Origin of the sequence: Herbiconiux daphne (genome assembly GCF_024979295.1) — a bacterium.
In the GTDB taxonomy this organism is placed as follows: Bacteria; Actinomycetota; Actinomycetes; order Actinomycetales; family Microbacteriaceae; genus Herbiconiux; species Herbiconiux daphnes.
Window position 1 is genome coordinate 482,394 of sequence record NZ_JANLCJ010000002.1, and the last position, 19,234, is coordinate 501,627.

Annotated in this window: 22 protein-coding genes; 12 read left to right on the forward strand and 10 right to left on the reverse strand. The window is 70.2% G+C overall.

The genetic code is table 11. The features are described 5' to 3' along the window. The first annotated feature begins 28 nt into the window (after positions 1-28). Genes N1032_RS07760 through N1032_RS07770 form a run of 3 tightly spaced genes read left to right on the forward strand, consistent with a single transcriptional unit; the run spans position 29 to position 4,161 of the window. Positions 29-988 carry a hypothetical protein gene (locus N1032_RS07760; protein ID WP_259538448.1) on the forward strand — a complete coding sequence of 320 codons (960 nt, stop codon included), beginning with the start codon at positions 29-31 and terminating at the stop codon, positions 986-988. After that, complete coding sequence (locus N1032_RS07765; RefSeq protein ID WP_259538449.1) at positions 985-3,345, forward strand: SDR family oxidoreductase; 2,361 nt, start codon at positions 985-987, stop codon at positions 3,343-3,345. Before N1032_RS07760 ends, N1032_RS07765 begins: the two co-directional genes overlap by 4 nt. A gap of 21 nt (positions 3,346-3,366) precedes the next feature. Then, the gene (locus N1032_RS07770; protein ID WP_259538450.1) at positions 3,367-4,161 is read left to right on the forward strand and encodes a ferritin-like domain-containing protein; all 795 of its coding nucleotides are present in this window, start codon (positions 3,367-3,369) and stop codon (positions 4,159-4,161) included. Between the two features lie 132 nt (positions 4,162-4,293). On the opposite strand, the gene N1032_RS07775 is transcribed toward N1032_RS07770, so the two are convergent. Both N1032_RS07775 and N1032_RS07780 read right to left on the reverse strand, forming a co-directional pair. Next, on the reverse strand, positions 4,294-5,274 hold the full coding sequence (locus N1032_RS07775) for an aldo/keto reductase (RefSeq protein ID WP_259538451.1): 981 nt from the start codon (positions 5,272-5,274) through the stop codon (positions 4,294-4,296). Further along, positions 5,271-5,654: a MerR family transcriptional regulator gene (locus tag N1032_RS07780; protein WP_259538452.1), complete on the reverse strand. Its 384-nt coding sequence runs from the start codon at positions 5,652-5,654 to the stop codon at positions 5,271-5,273. Before N1032_RS07780 ends, N1032_RS07775 begins: the two co-directional genes overlap by 4 nt. A gap of 77 nt (positions 5,655-5,731) precedes the next feature. Here N1032_RS07780 and N1032_RS07785 point away from each other — a divergent pair, with 77 nt between their 5' ends. Continuing rightward, a complete protein-coding gene (locus tag N1032_RS07785) occupies positions 5,732-6,166 on the forward strand; it encodes a YdeI/OmpD-associated family protein (RefSeq protein WP_259538453.1) in 435 nt (144 codons plus the stop codon). A gap of 4 nt (positions 6,167-6,170) precedes the next feature. Then, a complete protein-coding gene (locus N1032_RS07790) occupies positions 6,171-7,169 on the forward strand; it encodes a zinc-binding alcohol dehydrogenase family protein (protein WP_259538454.1) in 999 nt (332 codons plus the stop codon). 90 nt (positions 7,170-7,259) lie between these two features. Here the strand turns inward: N1032_RS07790 and N1032_RS07795 are convergent, their stop codons facing one another. Further along, entirely contained in the window at positions 7,260-7,421 is a 162-nt protein-coding gene (locus N1032_RS07795) for a hypothetical protein (RefSeq protein WP_259538455.1), read from the reverse strand. Between the two features lie 41 nt (positions 7,422-7,462). On the opposite strand from N1032_RS07795, the gene N1032_RS07800 reads away from it, so the two are divergent. Both N1032_RS07800 and N1032_RS07805 read left to right on the forward strand, forming a co-directional pair. Beyond that, positions 7,463-8,068 (forward strand): DNA-3-methyladenine glycosylase I, encoded by a 606-nt coding sequence (locus N1032_RS07800; protein ID WP_259538456.1) that lies wholly within the window; start codon positions 7,463-7,465, stop codon positions 8,066-8,068. 49 nt (positions 8,069-8,117) lie between these two features. Then, positions 8,118-8,447 (forward strand): GNAT family N-acetyltransferase, encoded by a 330-nt coding sequence (locus N1032_RS07805; protein WP_331485925.1) that lies wholly within the window; start codon positions 8,118-8,120, stop codon positions 8,445-8,447. A gap of 70 nt (positions 8,448-8,517) precedes the next feature. On the opposite strand, the gene N1032_RS07810 is transcribed toward N1032_RS07805, so the two are convergent. The 3 genes from N1032_RS07810 to N1032_RS07820 form a co-directional block, all read right to left on the reverse strand. Beyond that, positions 8,518-8,901, reverse strand: a complete 384-nt coding sequence (locus N1032_RS07810; RefSeq protein WP_259538459.1) for a VOC family protein — start codon at positions 8,899-8,901, stop codon at positions 8,518-8,520. Positions 8,902-8,979: 78 nt separating this feature from the next. Beyond that, positions 8,980-9,744, reverse strand: coding sequence for a dienelactone hydrolase family protein (locus N1032_RS07815; RefSeq protein WP_259538460.1), 765 nt, complete (start codon positions 9,742-9,744; stop codon positions 8,980-8,982). Between the two features lie 67 nt (positions 9,745-9,811). Beyond that, entirely contained in the window at positions 9,812-11,410 is a 1,599-nt protein-coding gene (locus N1032_RS07820; protein ID WP_259538461.1) for an AMP-binding protein, read from the reverse strand. A 91-nt stretch (positions 11,411-11,501) separates the two neighbouring features. Here N1032_RS07820 and N1032_RS07825 point away from each other — a divergent pair, with 91 nt between their 5' ends. After that, positions 11,502-12,545: an NAD(P)H-quinone oxidoreductase gene (locus N1032_RS07825; protein WP_259538462.1), complete on the forward strand. Its 1,044-nt coding sequence runs from the start codon at positions 11,502-11,504 to the stop codon at positions 12,543-12,545. Between the two features lie 91 nt (positions 12,546-12,636). On the opposite strand, the gene N1032_RS07830 is transcribed toward N1032_RS07825, so the two are convergent. The 4 genes from N1032_RS07830 to N1032_RS07845 all read right to left on the reverse strand — a co-directional run bounded on the left by N1032_RS07830 (position 12,637) and on the right by N1032_RS07845 (position 16,969). After that, on the reverse strand, positions 12,637-14,511 hold the full coding sequence (locus N1032_RS07830; protein WP_259538463.1) for a CASTOR/POLLUX-related putative ion channel: 1,875 nt from the start codon (positions 14,509-14,511) through the stop codon (positions 12,637-12,639). Positions 14,512-14,648: 137 nt separating this feature from the next. Further along, positions 14,649-15,626, reverse strand: coding sequence for a DnaJ domain-containing protein (locus N1032_RS07835; protein WP_259538464.1), 978 nt, complete (start codon positions 15,624-15,626; stop codon positions 14,649-14,651). Positions 15,627-15,734: 108 nt separating this feature from the next. Next, the gene (locus tag N1032_RS07840) at positions 15,735-16,595 is read right to left on the reverse strand and encodes a universal stress protein (RefSeq protein WP_259538465.1); all 861 of its coding nucleotides are present in this window, start codon (positions 16,593-16,595) and stop codon (positions 15,735-15,737) included. Between the two features lie 44 nt (positions 16,596-16,639). Continuing rightward, positions 16,640-16,969, reverse strand: a complete 330-nt coding sequence (locus N1032_RS07845; RefSeq protein ID WP_259538466.1) for a nuclear transport factor 2 family protein — start codon at positions 16,967-16,969, stop codon at positions 16,640-16,642. 136 nt (positions 16,970-17,105) lie between these two features. Between N1032_RS07845 and N1032_RS07850 the strand changes: the two genes are divergently transcribed. The 4 genes from N1032_RS07850 to N1032_RS07865 all read left to right on the forward strand — a co-directional run bounded on the left by N1032_RS07850 (position 17,106) and on the right by N1032_RS07865 (position 19,147). Beyond that, positions 17,106-17,528: a DUF3224 domain-containing protein gene (locus N1032_RS07850; protein ID WP_259538467.1), complete on the forward strand. Its 423-nt coding sequence runs from the start codon at positions 17,106-17,108 to the stop codon at positions 17,526-17,528. Positions 17,529-17,692: 164 nt separating this feature from the next. Next, positions 17,693-18,727, forward strand: a complete 1,035-nt coding sequence (locus N1032_RS07855; protein ID WP_259538468.1) for an LLM class flavin-dependent oxidoreductase — start codon at positions 17,693-17,695, stop codon at positions 18,725-18,727. Positions 18,728-18,790: 63 nt separating this feature from the next. Beyond that, complete coding sequence (locus N1032_RS07860; RefSeq protein ID WP_259538469.1) at positions 18,791-18,970, forward strand: hypothetical protein; 180 nt, start codon at positions 18,791-18,793, stop codon at positions 18,968-18,970. 33 nt (positions 18,971-19,003) lie between these two features. Further along, a complete protein-coding gene (locus tag N1032_RS07865) occupies positions 19,004-19,147 on the forward strand; it encodes a hypothetical protein (RefSeq protein ID WP_259538470.1) in 144 nt (47 codons plus the stop codon). Positions 19,148-19,234: the final 87 nt, after the last annotated feature.

Below are 19,234 nucleotides of genomic sequence, written 5' to 3' on the forward strand. Positions count from 1 at the left end.
AGGGATTCCGTTGACCGGAGAACACACGATGGCAATCGAAGATCGATCTCCCGACCGGTTCAGTGTGCGTGAATTCGCCCGCACGGCCGTCGGCAGCCACCGATCGGAGATCGATCTCGCCGCGTTCGCCGAGCATCCGCTCGACCCGGGCACCGTGCGCCTGCTCGCTTATCTGCGCGAGCTCGAGCGCTCGACCATGACCTACCTGCGCAACGTGCTCGTGACCCCCACCCACAAAGACGCCCGGGTCACCGCCTTCCTCACCACCTGGGCGTTCGAGAAGTACTGGATCGCCGACGCCTTCGAGGTGATCGTGAAAGCCCACGGCTATGACCCGACCGGCATCCAGGATCTCTCCCGCTTCCGCACCATCGCGCTCGAGATCGCCGAACGCGCGACCCCGATCGTCGAATCGTTCCGCGCCAACTCGATCGGCCCCGACATCGTGGGCGTGCACCTCGCCTCGGTGACGGTCGACGAGTGGATCACCGAAGCGGCCTACACGCGACTCGCCCAGCTCGACCCGCACCCCGAGCTCGTGTCGCTGCTCGAGCGCGTGCTCGAGGTGAAGAAGCGGCACCGCTCGTTCGTCGAGCCCGAGACCATCGGGCGCCTCGCCGACTCGCCGCGGGCCCAGGGCCTCGCCCGGCGCAGCCTGCCGAAGACCTCGTGGCCGATCGGCGCGGCGAGTCTGGCGAAGAGCGAGACGGCCGACTTCTATGCGTCGCTGCTCGACGGCCGGCTCGCCGAGACGATCGATGCGCAGGTGCGCGCTCTTCCGGGCCTCGCCTCGTTGCACCTCGTGCGCGACGCCCGCGGTTCGGCGCTGAACGGCACCTCGGGCACCCGCGCACGCGCCTGGGGCCGCCGGGTCGGCCGCGCGGTGGCCGGCCTGACCCATAGACTCGCTGCCTCCCCCCGCGACACGAACTCGCGCGACACGACCCCCACGAACCCTCACGACACGAAAGGCGGAACGAACGGATGACCGACTCCACCCCGATCGACCCGGCGACGCCTCCTGCCGACGCGGAGTTCTCGCTCGGCTCCTCGCACGTGCTGCTCACCGGAGCCACAGGCTTCGTCGGGCAGGCGGTGCTCGAACGACTGCTCTCGTCGCATCCCGACACCCGCATCTCGCTGCTCATCCGCCCCAAGTCGAGCGCGAGCGGTGAATCGCGACTGACCACGCTGCTGAAGAAGCCCGTGTTCAAGGCATGGCGCGAGAGCGTCGGCGACGACGAGGTCGCGCGGGCCCTGCGCGAGCGCATCTCGGTGGTGCAGGGTGACCTCGCGAACCCGGGCGAGCTTCCCGGTGACATCGACGTCGTGATCCACGGCGCCTCGACGGTGTCGTTCGACCCGCCGATCGACGAGGCCTTCCAGACCAACGTCGACGGCGCGACCGGCATCTACGGCGCGCTGCTGGCCTCGGGCAGCGACCCGCACGTCGTGCACGTCTCCACCGCCTACGTGGGCGGCATGCGCAAGGGCGTCTCGCTCGAGGCGCCGCTCGAGCACGACATCGACTGGCGGGCCGAGAACTACGCGGCGCGCTCGGCGCGCCGCCGGGTCGAGATGGCCTCGCGCCAGCCCGAGGTGCTGCGGCCGATCCTCGCCTCCTCGCGCGCCAAGCTCGGCAAGGTGGGCCCGCAGGCGGTGGCTCAGGATGCCGAGGCCGCACGCATCGAGTGGGTCAACGCCCGCCTGGTCGACTACGGCCGCATCCGCGCCGAGTCGCTCGGCTGGACCGACGTCTACACGCTCACCAAGGCCTTCGCCGAGCGCGCCGCCGAAGAGCTGTGGGGCACCGCCGGGCACCGCCTGTCGATCGTGCGCCCCTCGATCATCGAGAGCGCCCTGCGGCATCCGTTCCCCGGCTGGCTCGACGGCTTCAAGGTGGCCGACCCCCTGATCATGGCCTACGGCCGCGGGCAGCTGCCCGAGTTCCCGGGCGTGCCCGACTCCATCCTCGACGTCATCCCGGTCGATTTCGTGGTGAACGCGATCCTCGCCGCCGCCGTAACCCCGGCGCCGGTCGACGAGCCGAAGTACTACCAGATCGTGTCGGGCGCCCGCAATCCGCTGCCGTTCCACCGCATGTACGAGAACGTCAAGGAGTTCTTCACCACCAACCCCATGCCGCACGAAGACGGTCCGATCCAGGTGCCGTCGTGGCGGTTCCCGGGCGGCCGGTCGCTCGAGCGCACCCTGCGCACGCAGGAGCGCATCGCGGCATCCGCCGACAACGCCGTGGCCCGGCTGCCCTCCACGAAGCGCACCCGGCAGTGGACCCACTCGCTGCACCAGCGTCAGCGGGGGCTCGAGCAGCTGCGCTACTTCACCGAGCTCTACCGGGCCTACGTGCAGACCGAGCTCATCTTCGACGACCGCAACGCGCACGCGCTCAACCAGACGATCCCGGCCGATCTCGTGGCCGATCGCGGCTTCGACGTCGTGGAGATCGACTGGAACGACTACTTCCAGAACATCCACTTCCCCTCGATCACAGGCCTCACCAAGGCCTACGCGAACCGACCGGCCGGCCGCGCCCGCGCGAAACGGGCCCTCCCGGTGCGCAGCGACGTGCTCGCCGTGTTCGACTTCGAGGGCACGGTCGTGGAGTCGAACCTGGTCGAGCAGTACCTCTGGGTGCGGCTCGGCCTCATTCCGAAGGCCCAGTGGCCGCAGGAGTTCGCGAGCCTGATGCTCTCGGTGCCGAAATACCTGCGGGCCGAGCACCGCGACCGGGGCGAGTTCATCCGCACGCTGATGCGCCGCTACAAGGGCATCCGGGTCAGCGACCTGCAGCAGCTCGTGCAGGGCCGGTTCGGCGCCGCGATGCTGTCGCGGGCGATTCCGGATGCGCTCGACCGCGTCGCGCAGCACCGCGCGGCCGGTCACCGCACCGTGCTGGTCACCGGCGCCATCCGCCCGGCCGCCGAGCCGTTCGCGGCGTTCTTCGACGAGGTCGTGGCCGGCGAGATGCACGCCTCGAAGGGCGTGATGACGGGCTACCTCGCCACTCCCCCGCTGGTCGACGAGGCGCGCGCGGCGTGGCTGCGTGAATACGCGGCCCAGCACGGCGCGAACCTCACGCAGTCCTACGGTTACGGCGACAGCCTCGCGGATGTCGCCTGGCTCGGCTTGCTGGGAAACGCCACCGTGGTCAACCCCGACACCGAACTGTATCGGCACGCGCAACGAACCAAGTGGACGGTGGAGGACTGGACCAGACGTTCATCCGAACGTTCAGTCGCACCCGCTAATCTGAGCCTGCTGCCCGACCCCGCGACGAAGGCGACGGCATCCGCACCCGAGGAAGGAGACCGGTCGAACGGCTGAGCCGACACGACCGACATTCCCATGGCATTCGACATCGACAAGTACACCGAGACCTCGACGAAGGTCGCCTGGCAAGATCTCGACTTCTCCGACTTCCGCGAGCACCCGCTGCCCGAGGGCACCCTGCGGAGCCTGCGCTACATGTGCGACATCGAATACCACACCGTCTGCTACCTGCGGGACATGCTCGTGACACCCTCGCACAAAGACGAAGACGTCACCGCCTTCATGACCATGTGGAACCGCGAGGAGTTCTGGCACGGCGAGGCCCTCGCGGCCGTGCTGGCCGAGCACGACGTGATCGTCGACTTCGACGAGCTCAAGGCCACCCGCCTGAAGCTCGGCTGGAAGGACCGCCTCGATCCGGTGAAGCAGTCGCTGCTCGGCAACATCGTGGGCTCGGGCTTCATCGCCGTGCACATGATCTGGGGCGCGGCGAACGAGTGGTCGGCGGTCGCCGCCTACAACCGCCTGGCCGACCTCGAGGCGCATCCCGTGCTCGCCGAACTGCTGCGGCGCATCGCCAAGCAGGAGGCCCGGCACGTGGCGTTCTATGCCACCCAGGCCCGTGAGCGTCTGGCGAAGAGCAAGAAGGCGCAGGTGCTCGCGCGCTTCGCCCTGAAGAACTTCTGGGGCCCGGTGGGCTCGGGCGTGATGACGGATGCCGAGGTCAAGCACGTGATGGGCCACCTCATGGGCGGGCCCGACGGCCGCCGCGAGGCCGCCAAGATCGACGCCCACATCGCGCGCATGCCCGGCCTCGACGGCCTCACCATCGTGCAGGACGCCCTCGACGCCCGGGGCATCGCGGCCTGACCCCGCCCGGGCACCCTCCCGACCCCCGCCGAGTGGGCACTTTCGGCGCCAACGGCGACGCCGTGGCGCCGAAAGTGCCCACTCGCGAGGGTGACGGTGAGGGTGCGAGGGCGCTAGCGGGAGGGCGCCGCGCTAGCGGTTGAGCGGGGTCATGTCGGCGTAGCGGTCGCCGGCCGCCGGGGCGATTGCTCCGAGCCGGTCGCGCTGCTCGGGCGTCAGCACGACATCCGCCGCCGCCGCGTTCTCCTCGATGCGCGAGACGCGCTTCGTGCCCGGGATCGGCGCGATGTCGTCTCCCTGGGCGAGCAGCCAGGCGAGCGCGACCTGTGCCGGGGTGGCGCCGACCTCCGTCGCCACGGCATCGACGACCTCGACGATGCGGATGTTCGCGGCCAGGTTCTCGCCCTCGAACCGCGGGTTGTTGCGCCGGAAATCGCTCTCGTCGAGCTGGTCGAGCGACCGGATGTCGCCGGTGAGGAATCCCCGGCCGAGCGGCGAGTAGGCCACGAAACCGATGCCGAGTTCGCGCACGGTCGGCAGGATCTCGGCCTCGGGGTCGCGGGTCCAGAGCGAGTACTCGGTCTGCAGCGCCGTCACCGGGCGCACCGCGTGGGCGCGGCGGATGGTCTCGGGCGCCGCCTCGGAGAGGCCGTAGTGCCGGATCTTGCCCTCGTCGATGAGCTCGCCGAGCGCGCCGGCGGTCTCTTCGATCGGGGTCGACGGGTCCATGCGGTGCTGGTAGTAGAGGTCGATGTAGTCGGTGCCGAGACGGCGGAGCGATCCCTCGACCGCGAGCCGCACGTTCTCGGCGCTGCCGTCGAGACCGTAGGAGTCGTCGGTGCGGTGCCGCAGGGTGCCGAACTTCGTGGCCACCACGACGTCGCCGCGGCGGCCGCCGAGGGCCTTGCCGAGCAGGATCTCGTTCTCGTAAGGTCCGTACATCTCGGCTGTGTCGAACAGCGTGACCCCGAGATCGATGGCGCGGTGGATGGTGCGGATCGACTCCGCCTCATCGACTCCGGCACCGGTGTAGAAGGCCGACATGCCCATGCAGCCGAGTCCGAGCTGCGAGACGTCGAGGGGGCTCTGACGGCCGAGGGTGATGTGCTTCATTGCTGAGCGGTCCTTTCTTCGTAGGTCGCGATCTTGTAGTCGATCGCGGCCAGGCTCTTGGTCATCTCCTCGAGTTGGGCGACGACACTCATGCGATGCACCAGCAGCAGGTCGAGACGCGCCTGACGGGTCGCGTCGCCCTGGCGGGCGAGCGCCGCGTACTCCTTGATGCGCGCGATCGGCATCGCGGTGGAGCGCAGCTTCGTGACGAAGCGCACCCAGTTCACGTCGGCCTCGGTGTAGCGGCGATGGCTCGACGACGCACGCTCGATCGGGTTGCGCAGCAACCCCTCGCGCTCGTAGTAGCGCAGCGCGTGCGCCGAGACTCCGACGAGTTCGGCGACCTGCGCGATCGACAGGCCCTGTTCGGTGATCGTCATGGTCGCAACGATAGAACTTCGAGCGCACTCGAAGTCAAACCGTGGCGCCATTCACGCCGCACCCGCATACTTTGCACATGAAGTTTCGCTCGACGATCCTGGCCAGCGGCAAGACGGCCACCGGCATCCCCGTTCCCGACGAAGTCGTCGAGGCCCTCGACGCCGGCAAGCGCATCCCGGTGGTGGTCACCATCGGTGACTACCACTACCGCAGCTCGATCGTGTTCTACACCGGCCGGTTCCTGATCGCGCTGAGCGCCGAGAACCGCGCCGGAGCGGGTGTGGCGGCGGGCGACGAGATCGAGGTCGACGTGGTGGTCGACGACGCTCCCCGCGAGGTGGAGGTGCCGGCCGATCTCGCCGAGGCGCTCGCGGCCAGCAGCACCGCGGCAGCCGCCTTCGCGGCGCTGTCGTTCAGCAACCAGAAGCGCATCGTGCTCTCGGTCGAGGGCGCGAAGACGGATGCGACCCGCCGGCGTCGCATCGACAAGGCGCTCGACGAGCTCGGCTGAGCAGATGCGCGCGATCGTCTACACGAAACCCACCCCCGTCGACGGCCCCGGCAGCTTCGTCGACCTCGAGCTCGCCCGGCCCGGAGTGGGGCCGCACGACCTGCTGGTGGCGGTGGAGGCCGTCTCGGTGAACCCCGCCGACGTGAAGAGACGTGCCGGCGCCGAGCCCACGGGCGACGGACTGCTCGGGTTCGACGCATCCGGAACCGTGGTCGAGGTGGGCGACGACGTCACCCTGTTCGCCGTGGGTGACGAGGTGTTCTACGCCGGCAGCAGCGGCCGGCCGGGCGCGAACGCCGAGCTGCACGCGGTCGACGAGCGGCTGGTCGGGCGGAAGCCCCGCACCCTGTCGTTCGCGGAGGCCGCCGCTCTTCCGTTGACGTCGCTCACCGCCTGGGAGGGCCTCGTGTCGAAGCTGCGGCTCACCCGCGACACGCGGGGCACGCTGCTCGTGATCGGAGCCGCGGGCGGAGTCGGCTCGATGGTGGTGCAGCTCGCCAAGACCATCACGTCGGCCACCGTGATCGGCACCGCATCCCGCGACGAGACCCGTGACTGGCTCCTGGGGCTCGGCGCCGACCACGTCGTCGACCACAGTCGTGAGCTGCCGCCGCAACTCGCCGCGATCGCGCCCGACGGCATCGACTGGGTGTTCAGCACCCAGCGCACCGACGAGAACCTGCCGATGCTGGTCGAGGTGCTGAAGCCGTTCGGGCAGATCGTGGCGATCGACGACCCTCAGACGCTCGACGTGACCCCGCTGAAACGGAAGGCGCTCTCGTTCCACTGGGAACTGATGTTCGTGCGGTCGGCGTTCCAGACGCCCGACATGGTCGAGCAGCACCGCATCCTCGACACGGTGGCCGAGCTCGTGGAGTCGGGGGCGCTCCGCAGCACGCTCAGCCGCACGCTGACGCCGTTCGACGCCGCGTCGCTGCGCGAGGCGCACCGCATCGTGGAGTCGGGGCGCAGCATCGGCAAGGTCGTCGTCAGCCGCGCGTGACGACCACGGGCACTGGGCCGCGCGTCAGCAACCGACCGGGTCAGTCGCCAGCCGGCGTCAGCAGCCAGCCCGCGTAAGCAGCTAGCCGGGTCAGTGGCGACGCTGCGTCGGCAGCACCGAGAACGCGAGGAACAGCGACGCCGAGACGCACAGGATGCCGCCGAAGAACACCCAGGCGTTCGAGAACATGCCGAACAGGAAGATTCCGACGAGGAACAGCAGAATCGCTCCGATTGCCGCGAGCACGTTCATCTCAATCCTCCGCTTCAGTTACTTCCCCAATACTAGAGGGTGTGGATGACGTGGTGCGTGGCGACGACGGCCTGGCGCGGCCGGCGTGGGCAGCCGTCGACCCGCTGCTGCGGAACTACTACGACACCGAGTGGGGCATGCCGGTGCGCGACGAGCGCGGACTGTTCGAACGCCTCAGTCTCGAGGCGTTCCAGTCGGGGCTCTCGTGGGCGACGATCCTGCGCAAGCGGCCCGCATTCCGCGCGGCCTTCGACGACTTCGATCCGGACGCCGTCTCCCTCTACGGCGACGCCGACGTCGACCGCCTGCTCGCCGACCCCGGCATCATCCGCAACCGCGCCAAGATCACGGCGACGATCGGCAACGCGCGGGCGACCGTGGCCCTCCGCAGCGATCCGGATGCCGCGGGAGGGCTGCCCGGGCTGATCTGGTCGTTCCAGCCCGCGCAGACTCCCCGGCCGGAGTCGTTCGCCGACATCCCGACCACCTCGCCCGAATCGATCGCTCTCGCGAAAGCCCTGCGGGCCAAGGGGTTCCGCTTCGTCGGGCCCACGACGATGCACGCCCTGATGGAGGCGGTGGGCCTCATCGACACCCACCTCGTCGGCAGCCATCGACGCGGATCGTCGGGTGTGTGGCCCACCTGACCCCACCCTCGCGCTCGCAATTGCCGGCCCGGTCTGGTTCGCTGGTGAGATGAGCGAAGAGAACGAGACCGTGACGCCCGAGGTCGTCAACACACCGGGCGACCACCGCTACGTCATCCGGGTCGGCGGCACCGAGGTCGGACACACCGTCTACACCGATCGCGGCAACCAGCGCGTCTTCCTGCACACCGAGATCGACCCGGCGTTCGAGGGCCACGGCTACGGCAGCACCCTCATGTTCGACACGCTCACCCAAGTGCGCGAGGCGGGCCTGCGCGCGGTGCCCGTCTGCCCCTTCATGGTGGGCTACCTCAAGCGCCACCGCGACTTCGACGACATCGTCGACCCGGTGTCGATCGAGCTGCGCAAGACGCTCTAGACGCCCCGGCGCATCGAAGCCCCGGCCGCTCCGGGTGCTCCCGGCACGCCGACGCCCCGGCCGCTCCCGCTCAGTTCGACAGCACAGACAGGATGTTGCCCGCCGGGTCGAGGAACCACGCGATGTCGGGCCCCCTGTTCTGTGCCTTGCCGCGCAGCACGCCCTTGTCGTCTTGCGGCATGCCCTCGTAGCGCTCGAGGGTCACGCCCGCGGCCACGAGCTCGTCGACCGCGCGGTCGATGTCGTCGACCTCGAAGTTGAGAACGGTGAACGTCGCCGGCGCGTGGTCGTTCTTCTGATAGGCGATCGACGGCGCCCCACCGGGCAGCGTGATCTCGAGGATGCCCATGTCGTTGAGCTTCACGGCGAAGCCGAGCGACTCACCGTAGAAGACGCGCGCCGCCTCGATGTCGTCGACGCTGAAGCCGCTGAATGAATTGCCGGTGGTGAGCATGTCGGTTCCTCTCGTTGCCTGGTGTCACGAATGTGTACACCGTCCACAATGTCACGGGCGTGCCCGTGGGTCCAGCGCTCAGCCGAAGACCTCGGCGAGGAATTGCTGCAGCGCCACCCAGCTGCGCCGGTCGGCCTTCGGCCGGTAGTTCGGTGTCGACGGCAGGGTGAACGCGTGCGGCGCCCCGCTGTAGGAGACGATCTGCCAGTCGAGCTCGGGCGCCGTGCGCAGCTCGTCTTCGAAGGCGACGACGGCGGCGTCGGGCACCACCGGGTCGGCCGCGCCGGTGAGCACCAGCAGCGGTGCGGCGATGGCCGCGACATCCGCCGGTTCGTGCGTGATGAGACCGCCGTGGAACGAGACCGTGCCCACGACAGCCGCCCCCGTTCGGGCGAACTCGACCGCCGCCGAGCCGCCGAAGCAGTAGCCGATGACCGCGATGCGCTCGGGGTCGACCCGGGGGTCGTGGCGCAGCACCTCGAAGCCGGCGCGCACCCGTTCGCGCAGCAACGGCAGGTCGGCGTAGAACGCATGAGCCTGCTCGGCCGCCGCGTCGCTCACCGGGCGGATGCCGGTGCCGTAGATGTCGGCGGTGAACGCCACGTAGCCGAGTCGCGCGAGCATCCGGGCCCTCGTGCGCACGTATTCGCCCTCGCCGGTCCAGTCGTGCAGCACGAGCACCCCGGGGCGGGGGCCGTCGGCCGCGGCATCCCACACCAGCAGGCCGTCGAGCGGCGCACCCGACTCGTCGTAGGCCACCCCCTCGGTCTGGATCACGCTGCCCGGTGAGAGCGGAACGGTGTCGAGCAGATCGAGGTGCTCGGGCCGGTAGTCGAGGGTCATGTCTCCGGTCTACCACGGGCGGCCGACGACGGGCGCCCGCTCGCCGCGCCGCGATCGCCCGCCCCGCTCACCCGACGGCGGCGTGCCGCCCCACCCGCGACCGCAGGTCTTTGCGCAAGATCTTGCCCGAGGTCGACTTGGGGATCACGTCGATGAACTCCACCATCCGCACCTTCTCGTGCGGGGCGACGCGCTCCTCGACGAACGCGATCAGCACGGCCTCGTCGAGCTCGCCCTCGGCACGGCGCACCACGAAGGCCTTGGGCACCTCCTGTCCGTCGTCATCGGGCACGCCGATCACGGCGGCGTCGACGACATCCGGATGCGACAGCAGCACGGCCTCGAGCACCGCGGGAGCGACCTGGTAGCCCTTGTACTTGATGAGCTCTTTGAGGCGGTCGACGATGGCGTAGACGCCGTCGGAGTCGACGGTCGCGATGTCGCCGGTGTGCAACCAGCCGTCGTCGTCGATGGCGTGCCGGGTGGCCTCCTCGTCGTGCAGATAGCCGCGCATGACCTGCGGGCCACGGATGAGCAGCTCCCCCGGAGCGCTCGGCCCCTGCTCGGGCACCTCGACGTCACGCCCGGTCTCGGGGTCGACCACCCGGCACTCGGTGTTCGGCGCGGCACGGCCGATCGACGACCGGTCGATGCCCGACTCCGCGACGGGGATGGCATGGGTGACCGGGCTGGTCTCGGTCATTCCGTAGCCCTGGCACACCGTGCAGCCGATGCGCTCGGCCACGGCGCCCGCGAGCGCGCGGTCGAGCGGTGCCGCACCGGAGAAGATGACCTTGACGCCCGAGAGGTCGTATTCCTCGACCAGCGGATGCTTCGCCAGGGCGACCGCGATCGGCGGAGCGATGAACACCCACGTGCAGCGGTGCTCGCTGGTGACCCGCAGGAATTCGGCCAGGTCGAACTTCGGCATGGTCACGAGGCCGGCGCGCTTCAGCAGGGCGAAGTCGAGCAGCACCGACATGCCGTAGATGTGGAAGAACGGCAGCACGGCGAGCGCGCGGTCGTCGCGGGTGAGCGGGATGATGCCCTCGCACTGCAGCACGTTCGCCACGAGGTTGCGGTGGGTGAGCATGACCCCTTTCGGGTGGCCGGTGGTGCCCGACGAGTAGGGCAGCACCGCCACGTGGGTCGCCGGGTCGAACTGCACGTCGGGCGGAGCGGCGCGGTCGAAGAGCAGGTCGCGCAGCGCCGGGTGCCCGTCGGCGCCGTCGATCACCACGAGATGGTCGTCGGCGATGCCGACCGCCGCCGCCGCCTCGGCCGCCTGGGGCAGCAGGGCCGACACGGTGAACAGCCAGTGCGCCTCGGCGCTGTTCAGCTGGTTGGCGATCTCGCCCACGGTGTAGAGCGAGTTGATCGTGGTGGCGGTGCCGCCGGCGCGGAGCACCCCGTGGAAGACCGTGGCGAAGGCCGGGATGTTGGGGCACAGGATGCCGACGGTGTCGCCCACCGCGAGCCCGCGCGCGGCGAGCGAGCCGGCGAGCGCGTCGATCTGGGCGATGAGCTGGCGAAAGCTCGTCTCATCGCCCGAGCTGCCGTCGACGAGGGCCACCCGGTCGAGATCGACGTCGGCCAGATCGGCGAACAGCAGTTCGTAGACGCTCTTGGCGGGGATGTCGACGTCGGGATAGGTCGATCGGGCCATGACTATCTCCTTCGATAGGTGTCTGGCTATTTGACTCCCCAAGTCGCGTCCGCCGCAATATGCCCGCCTGCCGCGGCGTAGCGTGGAGCGCATGAGAGCAGTAGTGGTGACGCGGCCCGGGGATGCCTCGGTGCTCGAGGTGGCGGAGGTTCGACTGGCGGGGCCCGGAGCGGGCGAGCTGCAGATCGACGTGGTGGCGGCGGGGGTGAACCGGGCCGACGTGTCGCAGCGCGAGGGGCGCTACCCGTCGCCTCCGGGCGTGCCGGAGTGGCCGGGGCTCGAGGTGTCGGGCATCGTGTCGGCGATCGGGCCGGCCGCTGAACGCACCGCGGACGACCGCGGGTCGACGGGCCCGGGTGCGGCAGGCACCGGTGCGCCCGGCACGGGCGCGCCCGGCTTCGCGGTGGGCGACCACGTGTGCGCCCTGCTGGGCGGCGGCGGCTACGCCGAACGCGTCGTGGTGCCGGTCGGCCAGGTGCTGCCGGTGCCCCGCGGCGTCGACCTCGTGGATGCCGCCGGGCTCGTGGAGGTGGTGGCGACCGTGTGGTCGAACGTGTTCATGCTCGCCGGCCTCGCGGCCGGCGAGACGCTGCTCGTGCACGGCGGGTCGAGCGGCATCGGCACCATGGCGATCCAGCTCGGCCACGCCCTCGGCGCCCGGGTGGCGGTGACGGCGAGGTCGGCGGCGAAGCTCGAGGCGTGCCGTGAGCTCGGCGCCGACATCCTGATCGACTACACGCACGACGACTTCGTCGAGCGGGTGAACGACGAGGCCGGGGGCGCCGACGTGATCCTCGACGTGGTGGGCGGCGACTACCTCGACCGCAACGTGCGGGCCCTCGCAACGAACGGCCGCATCGCCAACATCGCGAGCATGGGAGGCGCCGAGGCTCGGCTCGATCTCGGCGCCCTGATGAGGAAGCGCGGAACCATCCGGTCGACCAGCCTGCGCGCCCGCCCGGCGGCCGAGAAGGCCGAGATCATCCAGAGCGTGCGCGAGAACGTGTGGCCGCTGCTGGAGAGCGGTGCGGTGCGCCCGCTGATCGCCGCCCGGTTTCCGCTCGCCGAGGCATCCGCGGCTCACCGGTTGATGGAGAGCTCCGATCACATCGGCAAGATCCTGCTGCTGGTCTGACGGGGTTGCGGCGACAGCACAGCGCCGACAGCACGGCGCGGACGGCACAGCGGCGACAGCACAGCGCCGACAGCACGGGTCTGACATGGTGTCAGTTCTCGGCCAGCACGATCACCCGGTCGCCCGCCGCGAACGCGATCTGCTCTTCCTTGGGCGGATTGACATGCACGCCGTAGGCCCGCTCGGCGGTGTGCGCGTCGGCCGCCACCCGGTAGCCGATCGCCGTCTCGCCCGAGCGCCGGGCCGCCTCGAGAACGGTGTAGAAGTCGACCGGCACACCGGGAACGATATAGGCCTCGGCGGGCCGCAGGTAGATCTCGCTGCCCTGGCTCGAGAACAGGGTCGCGAACACGTCGGCGAGCAGCCGGTTCTCGCTCACCTGCGAGAGCATCAGGCTCACGAGCTTCTCGCTCACGATGAAGTCGTCGGCGTTGGTGACCTCCGCCAGCTCGCGATTGCGGTCGTCGAGCATCTCGCTCACCACGTTGAGATCGACTTCGTGCCGCTCGGCGATGTCACGCAGGTGCAGCAGGGTGATCAGCGTGCGGGCATCGGCGCGCTGGGCCGGCAACGTCTCCTTCGCCGCGAGCACGATGATGTGGTCGGCCTCGTAGACCCGCAGGTCGTCGAGCACCGCCCGGCTGGTCACGTCGGCGCGCAGGAACGTCACGTCGAGCCCCCGCAGGTGCGGCAGCGGCGGCGGCTCCTGGTCGGCGACGACCCGCACGGTCGACCCCGGCGCCACGTAGTCGTGCAACTCGCGCAGCATCATGGCGAGCCCCGCGTTGCAGCCGAGCACGAGGGTGTGCTCGGGCACCGCCTCGATCTCGACCGGCGCGACGATCGCCCGCTCGTCGGGGGCGACGGATGCCGCGAGCGCGATGGTGCTGTCGTCTTCTGCGATCACGATCAGCTCGTCTCCCGCGGCCAGCACGGTGTCGCCCGATGGGTTGATCACCACCGTTCCGCCCGAGACCATGCCGATGACGGTCGAGCGCGAGAAGGCGCCCTGGATCTCGGCCATCGGCCTGCCGGTGAGGGAGGGCTGTTCGGTGAAGTAGATCTCGTCGCCGCCGAAGTCGAGCAGCTCGGTGTAGACGACGCTGAGCCCGCTCTGCCGGCAGGTCTGCACGGTGACCCGGCTGATGAGGTCGCTCGCCAGCACCCAGTGCGTCTCGTCGCGGCCGACCAGACGCGCCGCCTCGAGGTTGCCGGGATCTTCGAGCTCCCCCACGATGTGATAGGCGCCGGCCTTGCGGCCCGGATTGTTGGTGAGGGCCAGCGCGGTCTTGATGACGGTGGAGTCGGGATCGTCGTCACCGTCGGAGGCGAGCAGCACGATGCTGCGGGCGTCGTGGGGGCTGACGAGCTCGAGGTCGTGGAGGTTCATCGGGTCGCCGGTGCGGCAGATCACCCGGGTGCGGCCGGTCGGGCCGACCTCGGCACGGATGGCGTCTTCCATCTCGACCTTGTCGCGGTCGGCGAGCACCACGATGGCGCTACGCCCGCGCGACTCGTTGGCGAGGGCGAGCTCGCCGATGAGCGAGAACACCTTGGGACTCCAGCCGAGGATGAGGGTATGGTCCGACTCGAGCACGCGCGAGCGGCCCTTGCGGAGCTCGTCGACCTTCGAGTCGAACGCGCCCGACACGATGCCGATCAGGCTCGCCACGATGACGAGGCCGCCGACCGTGACGACGAGCATCAGCGCCCGGAACCCCCACCCGCTGTCGCCGCCCATCGTGCCGGGGTCGAGCGTGCGCATGAGGTTGCCCCAGAGCACGTCGAGGAAGTCGGCGCTCGAGGCGTCGTCGGGGTAGGCGTGCACGAGGTAGACGATGACGGCGAGCACCACGACGAAGACGACGGTGGCCGCCGCGAGCAGCAGCATGAGGGCGACAGTGCCCCGCGACATCCAGGTGTCGAACCGATAGCGTGCGCGCTCGGCCAGGCCGGGTCTCGACACGGTGCTCTCCTTCGAACAGGGTGATCGTCGACGGGGTGATCGTCGACAGGGTGATCCTCGAACAGGGTGATCGAACCCTACCGAGCCGGCGGTGTTGAGAACAACTCAGCTCGGCCCCCGCGTTGTGGGGGCAGGCGTCAGGCCAAGCGGATGCCGCGCTGCAGGCGCGGGCGCAGTTCGAAGGCGCGGTCGATGCTCGTGCGGTCGGCGGTTCCGACCCCGTTGCGCAACAACTGGGGCAGCAGCGACCGCCGCACCACGACCGACCCGGCCAGCCGGCCGCGTTCGACCGAGAGCACCGGTTCCGCCAGGGCGTCATCCGGAACCACCACGACGAGACAGGTGAACTTCACACCGAGCGACCTCCCGAGCGCCCGCGCTCCCCGACTGAGCTCGTGCAGCGGCTCGGCGTCGGGGTGCACGCCCTCGCCCACGATCTCGCCCTTGCGCAGGCGCACCTCGCCACCCCAGTCTTCGGACTGGATGGCGAACAGGCCTGCGGGGCCGAGCACGACGTGGTCGATCGTCTCGGGCACGCCGCCGATGCTGCGGCCGGTGAGCACGTTGTTCCAGATGGTGAAGCCGATGCCGAGGTTCGACACCAGGCCCGCGGTCGACTCCTCGGCGATCGCCTTGGCGAGCCAGCCGCGGATCTCGCGCGGCGCCGACCGCACGAGCCCCGGGTCGTAGGGGTCGGAGACGGTGACGCCGCGGCCGACCCACTCGCGCAGCAGGGTGAGGTACTGCTCGCGCTCCTGGCCGCCCGGGTGGCCGTAGCTGCGGGCGCGCACCGACGAGCTGCGGGCGCGGCCGCTGCCGCCGAACCCGGCACCGGGCGTCGACGACGAACCCGAGGCGCCGGCGGCGTGGGCGGTGGGGGCATCCGGTGCCATCGTGCGGGCTCCGTGGCCCTGGTCGTAGGCGGCGCGGTCTTCGGGGGTGCCGACCCGTTCCCAGGCGTGCTGAACGGCGGTGAACCGCGCGGCGGTGCCCCCGGTGTCGGGGTGCGTGGCGCGCAGCAGGCGGCGGTAGGCACGGCGCAGCTCGTCGTGGCTGGCCTGGGGGTCGACGCCCAGCACCTCGTAGGGCGTTTGCGCAGCGGGACTGTCGGACACACGGACACGATACCGGCCGAATCCGGGCGCGCGCCGCAGGGTGGCCGAGCGTTCGCCGACGGCGTGCGGGCGCAGGGGGTGCCGCGCCGAGCGTGCGGGGGGCGCGGGCTACCGCGTCTGGGCGATCCTGAGCACGATGACCGGGCACGGGGTGTGGATGAGCACGTCGTGACTCACGGAGCCGAGCAGGAACCGGCTGATGCCGCGGCGCCCGTGGCTGCCGATGACGAGCAGGGCGGCATCCTTCGACGCTTTGATCAGGGCCGCGGCGGGCGAGTCGAGCACGACCTCGGTGCGGATCGACACGGCCGGGTGGTCGGGGTCGATCTGGGCGAGTGCCGCTTCGACGCCCGCCTGGGCGCGCTCCTCGAGGGCGTCGTAGAGCTCGGAGCCGTCGGTGAAGTCGGGCATGGTGAGGGGAGGCACGGTCCAGGCGCTCACGACGTGCAGGGGCTCGCCGAGCCGCGCGGCCTCGGCGACGCCGTGCTCGAGGATGTCGGCGGAGGCGTCGGAGCCGTCGATTCCGACCACGACTCCGGCCCGGTGCGTGACCGGCAGGTCGGGGATGACCGCCACCGGCACCTTCGCCGACGCCGCCACCCGCAGGCTGACCGCGCTCGTCGTGAGCCGCTCGTAGGCGTCTTTGCGGTAGGTGCCCACCACGAGCAGGTCGACTCCCGCCGCCTCGGCCTCGGCACAGAGCACCGTGACCGGGTTGCCCGAGAGCACCCGCGAGGTGACCGACACGTGGGGCGCCTTCGAGTCGGCGTTGAAGGCCGCGCTCGCGAGCACCACCTCGCCCTGCTGCTGCAGCAGAGGGGCGGCGGTGAAGGCCGGGGAGTCCCACGAGGTGTCGGCCACGTAGACCACGTCGACGTCGCTCTGCGTGGCCTCGCCGCGCCGCAGCGCCCAGTCGAGCGCCACCTTGCCCGACGGCGATCCGTCGTAGCCGACCATGATCGTGCTCATGCGTGTTCTCCCCTGCTGGTCATCGCGCTTCGGTCATCTCGCCGTCATCCCGTAATGTCGACGCGCGAGATGCGGTCGCCCTCGAGCGCGAATGCGATGGTTCCGCCGCCGTTGTAGCCGTTGCCCGTCACCGTGATCGCCACGGCGTAGACGCCGTTCGACACGGTGAACCCCGACGACTCGAAGTGGCTCTGCACGCCGATGTTATCGCTCTCGTTCCAGCTCGCGATGCCGTCGCGGCCACGGAATGAGCGACCCCAGTCGTCGAGCACCGCGTCGTCGGCGAAGGCGTTCAGAAACCGCTCGCGGTCGCCGTCGTTGGTCGCCTCGAAGAAATCCACGATCGCGGGCGGCAGACTCTCGAAACCGGTCATGGCTCCATCCTCACGCTTTCGCCCGTGGGGCACCAGCGCTGCCGGGCGTGTCCACAGGCGCCGGGGCGGCCGACGGATGCCGCGATCGTCGCGATTCTTCAAGACTCCAGCCCCGGCGCATCCGTACCCTGGTCGCATGACCGACCACGACACCATCACCGCCCGCTTCGCCGTCACCGGGTGGGAGCCGGCCGACCTCACCGGGCTCGCCGAGCCGCCGCAACCCCCGCAGGCCCCGGTCGACTGGGTGGGCGCGATCGTGATGCGCAAGGCCTACTCGGCCGGACTCGTCGGGTCGAGCGTCGCCCATTTCGTGTCGTCGGGCGACGAGCAGAGCCGCGGCTACCTCGCGGTGGAGCGCATCACCGGCACGCTCGACGACGGCCGGTCGGGGTCGGTCACCGTGCATCACGGGGCGTTGCAGCATCCCGACGACTCGTCGGCGTTCGGCTACATCGTGCCGGGAACGGGCACGGTCGACTTCGCAGGGTTCCGGGGGCAGGCTCGCATCCTGCAAGACGACGACGGGCCCTACTTCGTCATCACGCTCGAGCACTGACCGTCCTGACCGCCCGTCGCTTGAGCGCTGACCGCCCGGTCGCTCGAGCAGAGGCATCCCGGTCGCGGAATACTGGGCCGTGACGTCCGGTTGGGAGCTTCATACGTTCGTATGAACATGGCGCTCCGCACCGGCGCGCACGACGGCAGGCAGGGAGCACACGCATGGCACAGCAGCTCGAATTGGGACTCGACACGTTCGGCGACGTGACCGCCGACGAGAGCGGCACGCCGCTGCCTCACGGGCAGGTGCTGCGCAACCTCGTCGATCAGGGCGTGCTGGCCGATCAGGTCGGCGTCGACTTCATCGGCTTCGGCGAGCACCACCGCGCCGACTTCGCGGTGTCGGCCCCCGAGGTCGTGCTGGCGGCGGTCGCGGCCCGCACCGAGCGCATCCGTCTGGGGTCGGCGGTGACGGTGCTGAGTTCCGACGACCCGGTGCGGGTGTTCCAGCGGTTCTCGACGCTCGACGCGCTCTCGAACGGGCGAGCGGAGGCGATTCTCGGTCGCGGGTCGTTCACCGAGTCGTTCCCGCTGTTCGGCTACGAGCTCTCCGACTACGAAGAGCTCTTCGAAGAGAAGCTCAATCTGTTCGCCGCGGTGCGCGAACAGACGCCCGTCACCTGGTCGGGCAGCACGCGGGCACCGCTCGTCGACCAGGCGGTCTACCCGCCCGTCGAGCACGGCCTGCTGAAGACCTGGGTCGGCGTCGGCGGCAGCCCGGAGTCGGTGGTGCGCACCGCGCGCTACGGCTTCTCGCTCATGCTCGCCGTCATCGGCGGCGACCCGGTGCGCTTCGCGCCCTACGTCGACCTGTTCTCGCGGGCGCTCGACCAGTACGGGTTCGAGAAGCAGCCGGTGGGCGTGCACTCCCCCGGCCACATCGCGGCGACCGACGAAGAAGCCCGCGAGCAGCTCTGGCCGCACTACCAGGCGCTGATGAACCGCATCGGCCGCGAGCGCGGCTGGTCGCCGATGGGCCGGGCGCACTTCGAGCAGGAGGTCGGGCCGCACGGTTCGCTCTACGTCGGAGCGCCCGAGACCGTCGCCACGAAGATCGCGAACGCCGTCAGAACCCTCGGCGTCGACCGCTTCGACCTCAAGTACGGCAACGGCGGCCTCGGCCACGACAAGCTCATGACGAGCATCGAGCTCTATGGCACGCGGGTCATTCCGCGCGTTCGGGAGCTGCTCGCCTGACCCTCGGCCCGACGCTGTTGGAATGGGCGGAATTTCGGGGCCTTCGAGCCCGCCTGATGGACGATGGGTGCTTTTTTCCGCCGATTCGGGCGGCGGGTGCTGGTGGCGGCGGTGCTCGTGCGGCGGTTGGCGCACCGGCTGGCGCTGCATCGGGGCGGCCTCGCGCGCGAGCAGCGAGCGCTTGACGTCGACACCCAGCGAATCCGTCACTGGGATCTTCGGCCGGCCCGACTGTTCGAATGAGCGGAGTTTCGGGCCTTCGAGCCCCCATGGTGGATGATGGCTGCCTTTTTCCGCCGATTCCGGCGGCGGGTGCTGGTGGCGGCGGTGCTCGTGCGGCATCCGGGCGGCCTCGCGCGCGAGCAACGAGCGCTTGACGCCGACGCCCCGCCAATCCGCCACCGGCAGCTGCTCGCCTGACTGCGGGCCCGATGCTGTTCGAACGGGCGAATTTTCGGGCCTTCGAGCCCTAATGGTGGACGAGTGTGCCTTTTTTCGCCGATTCCG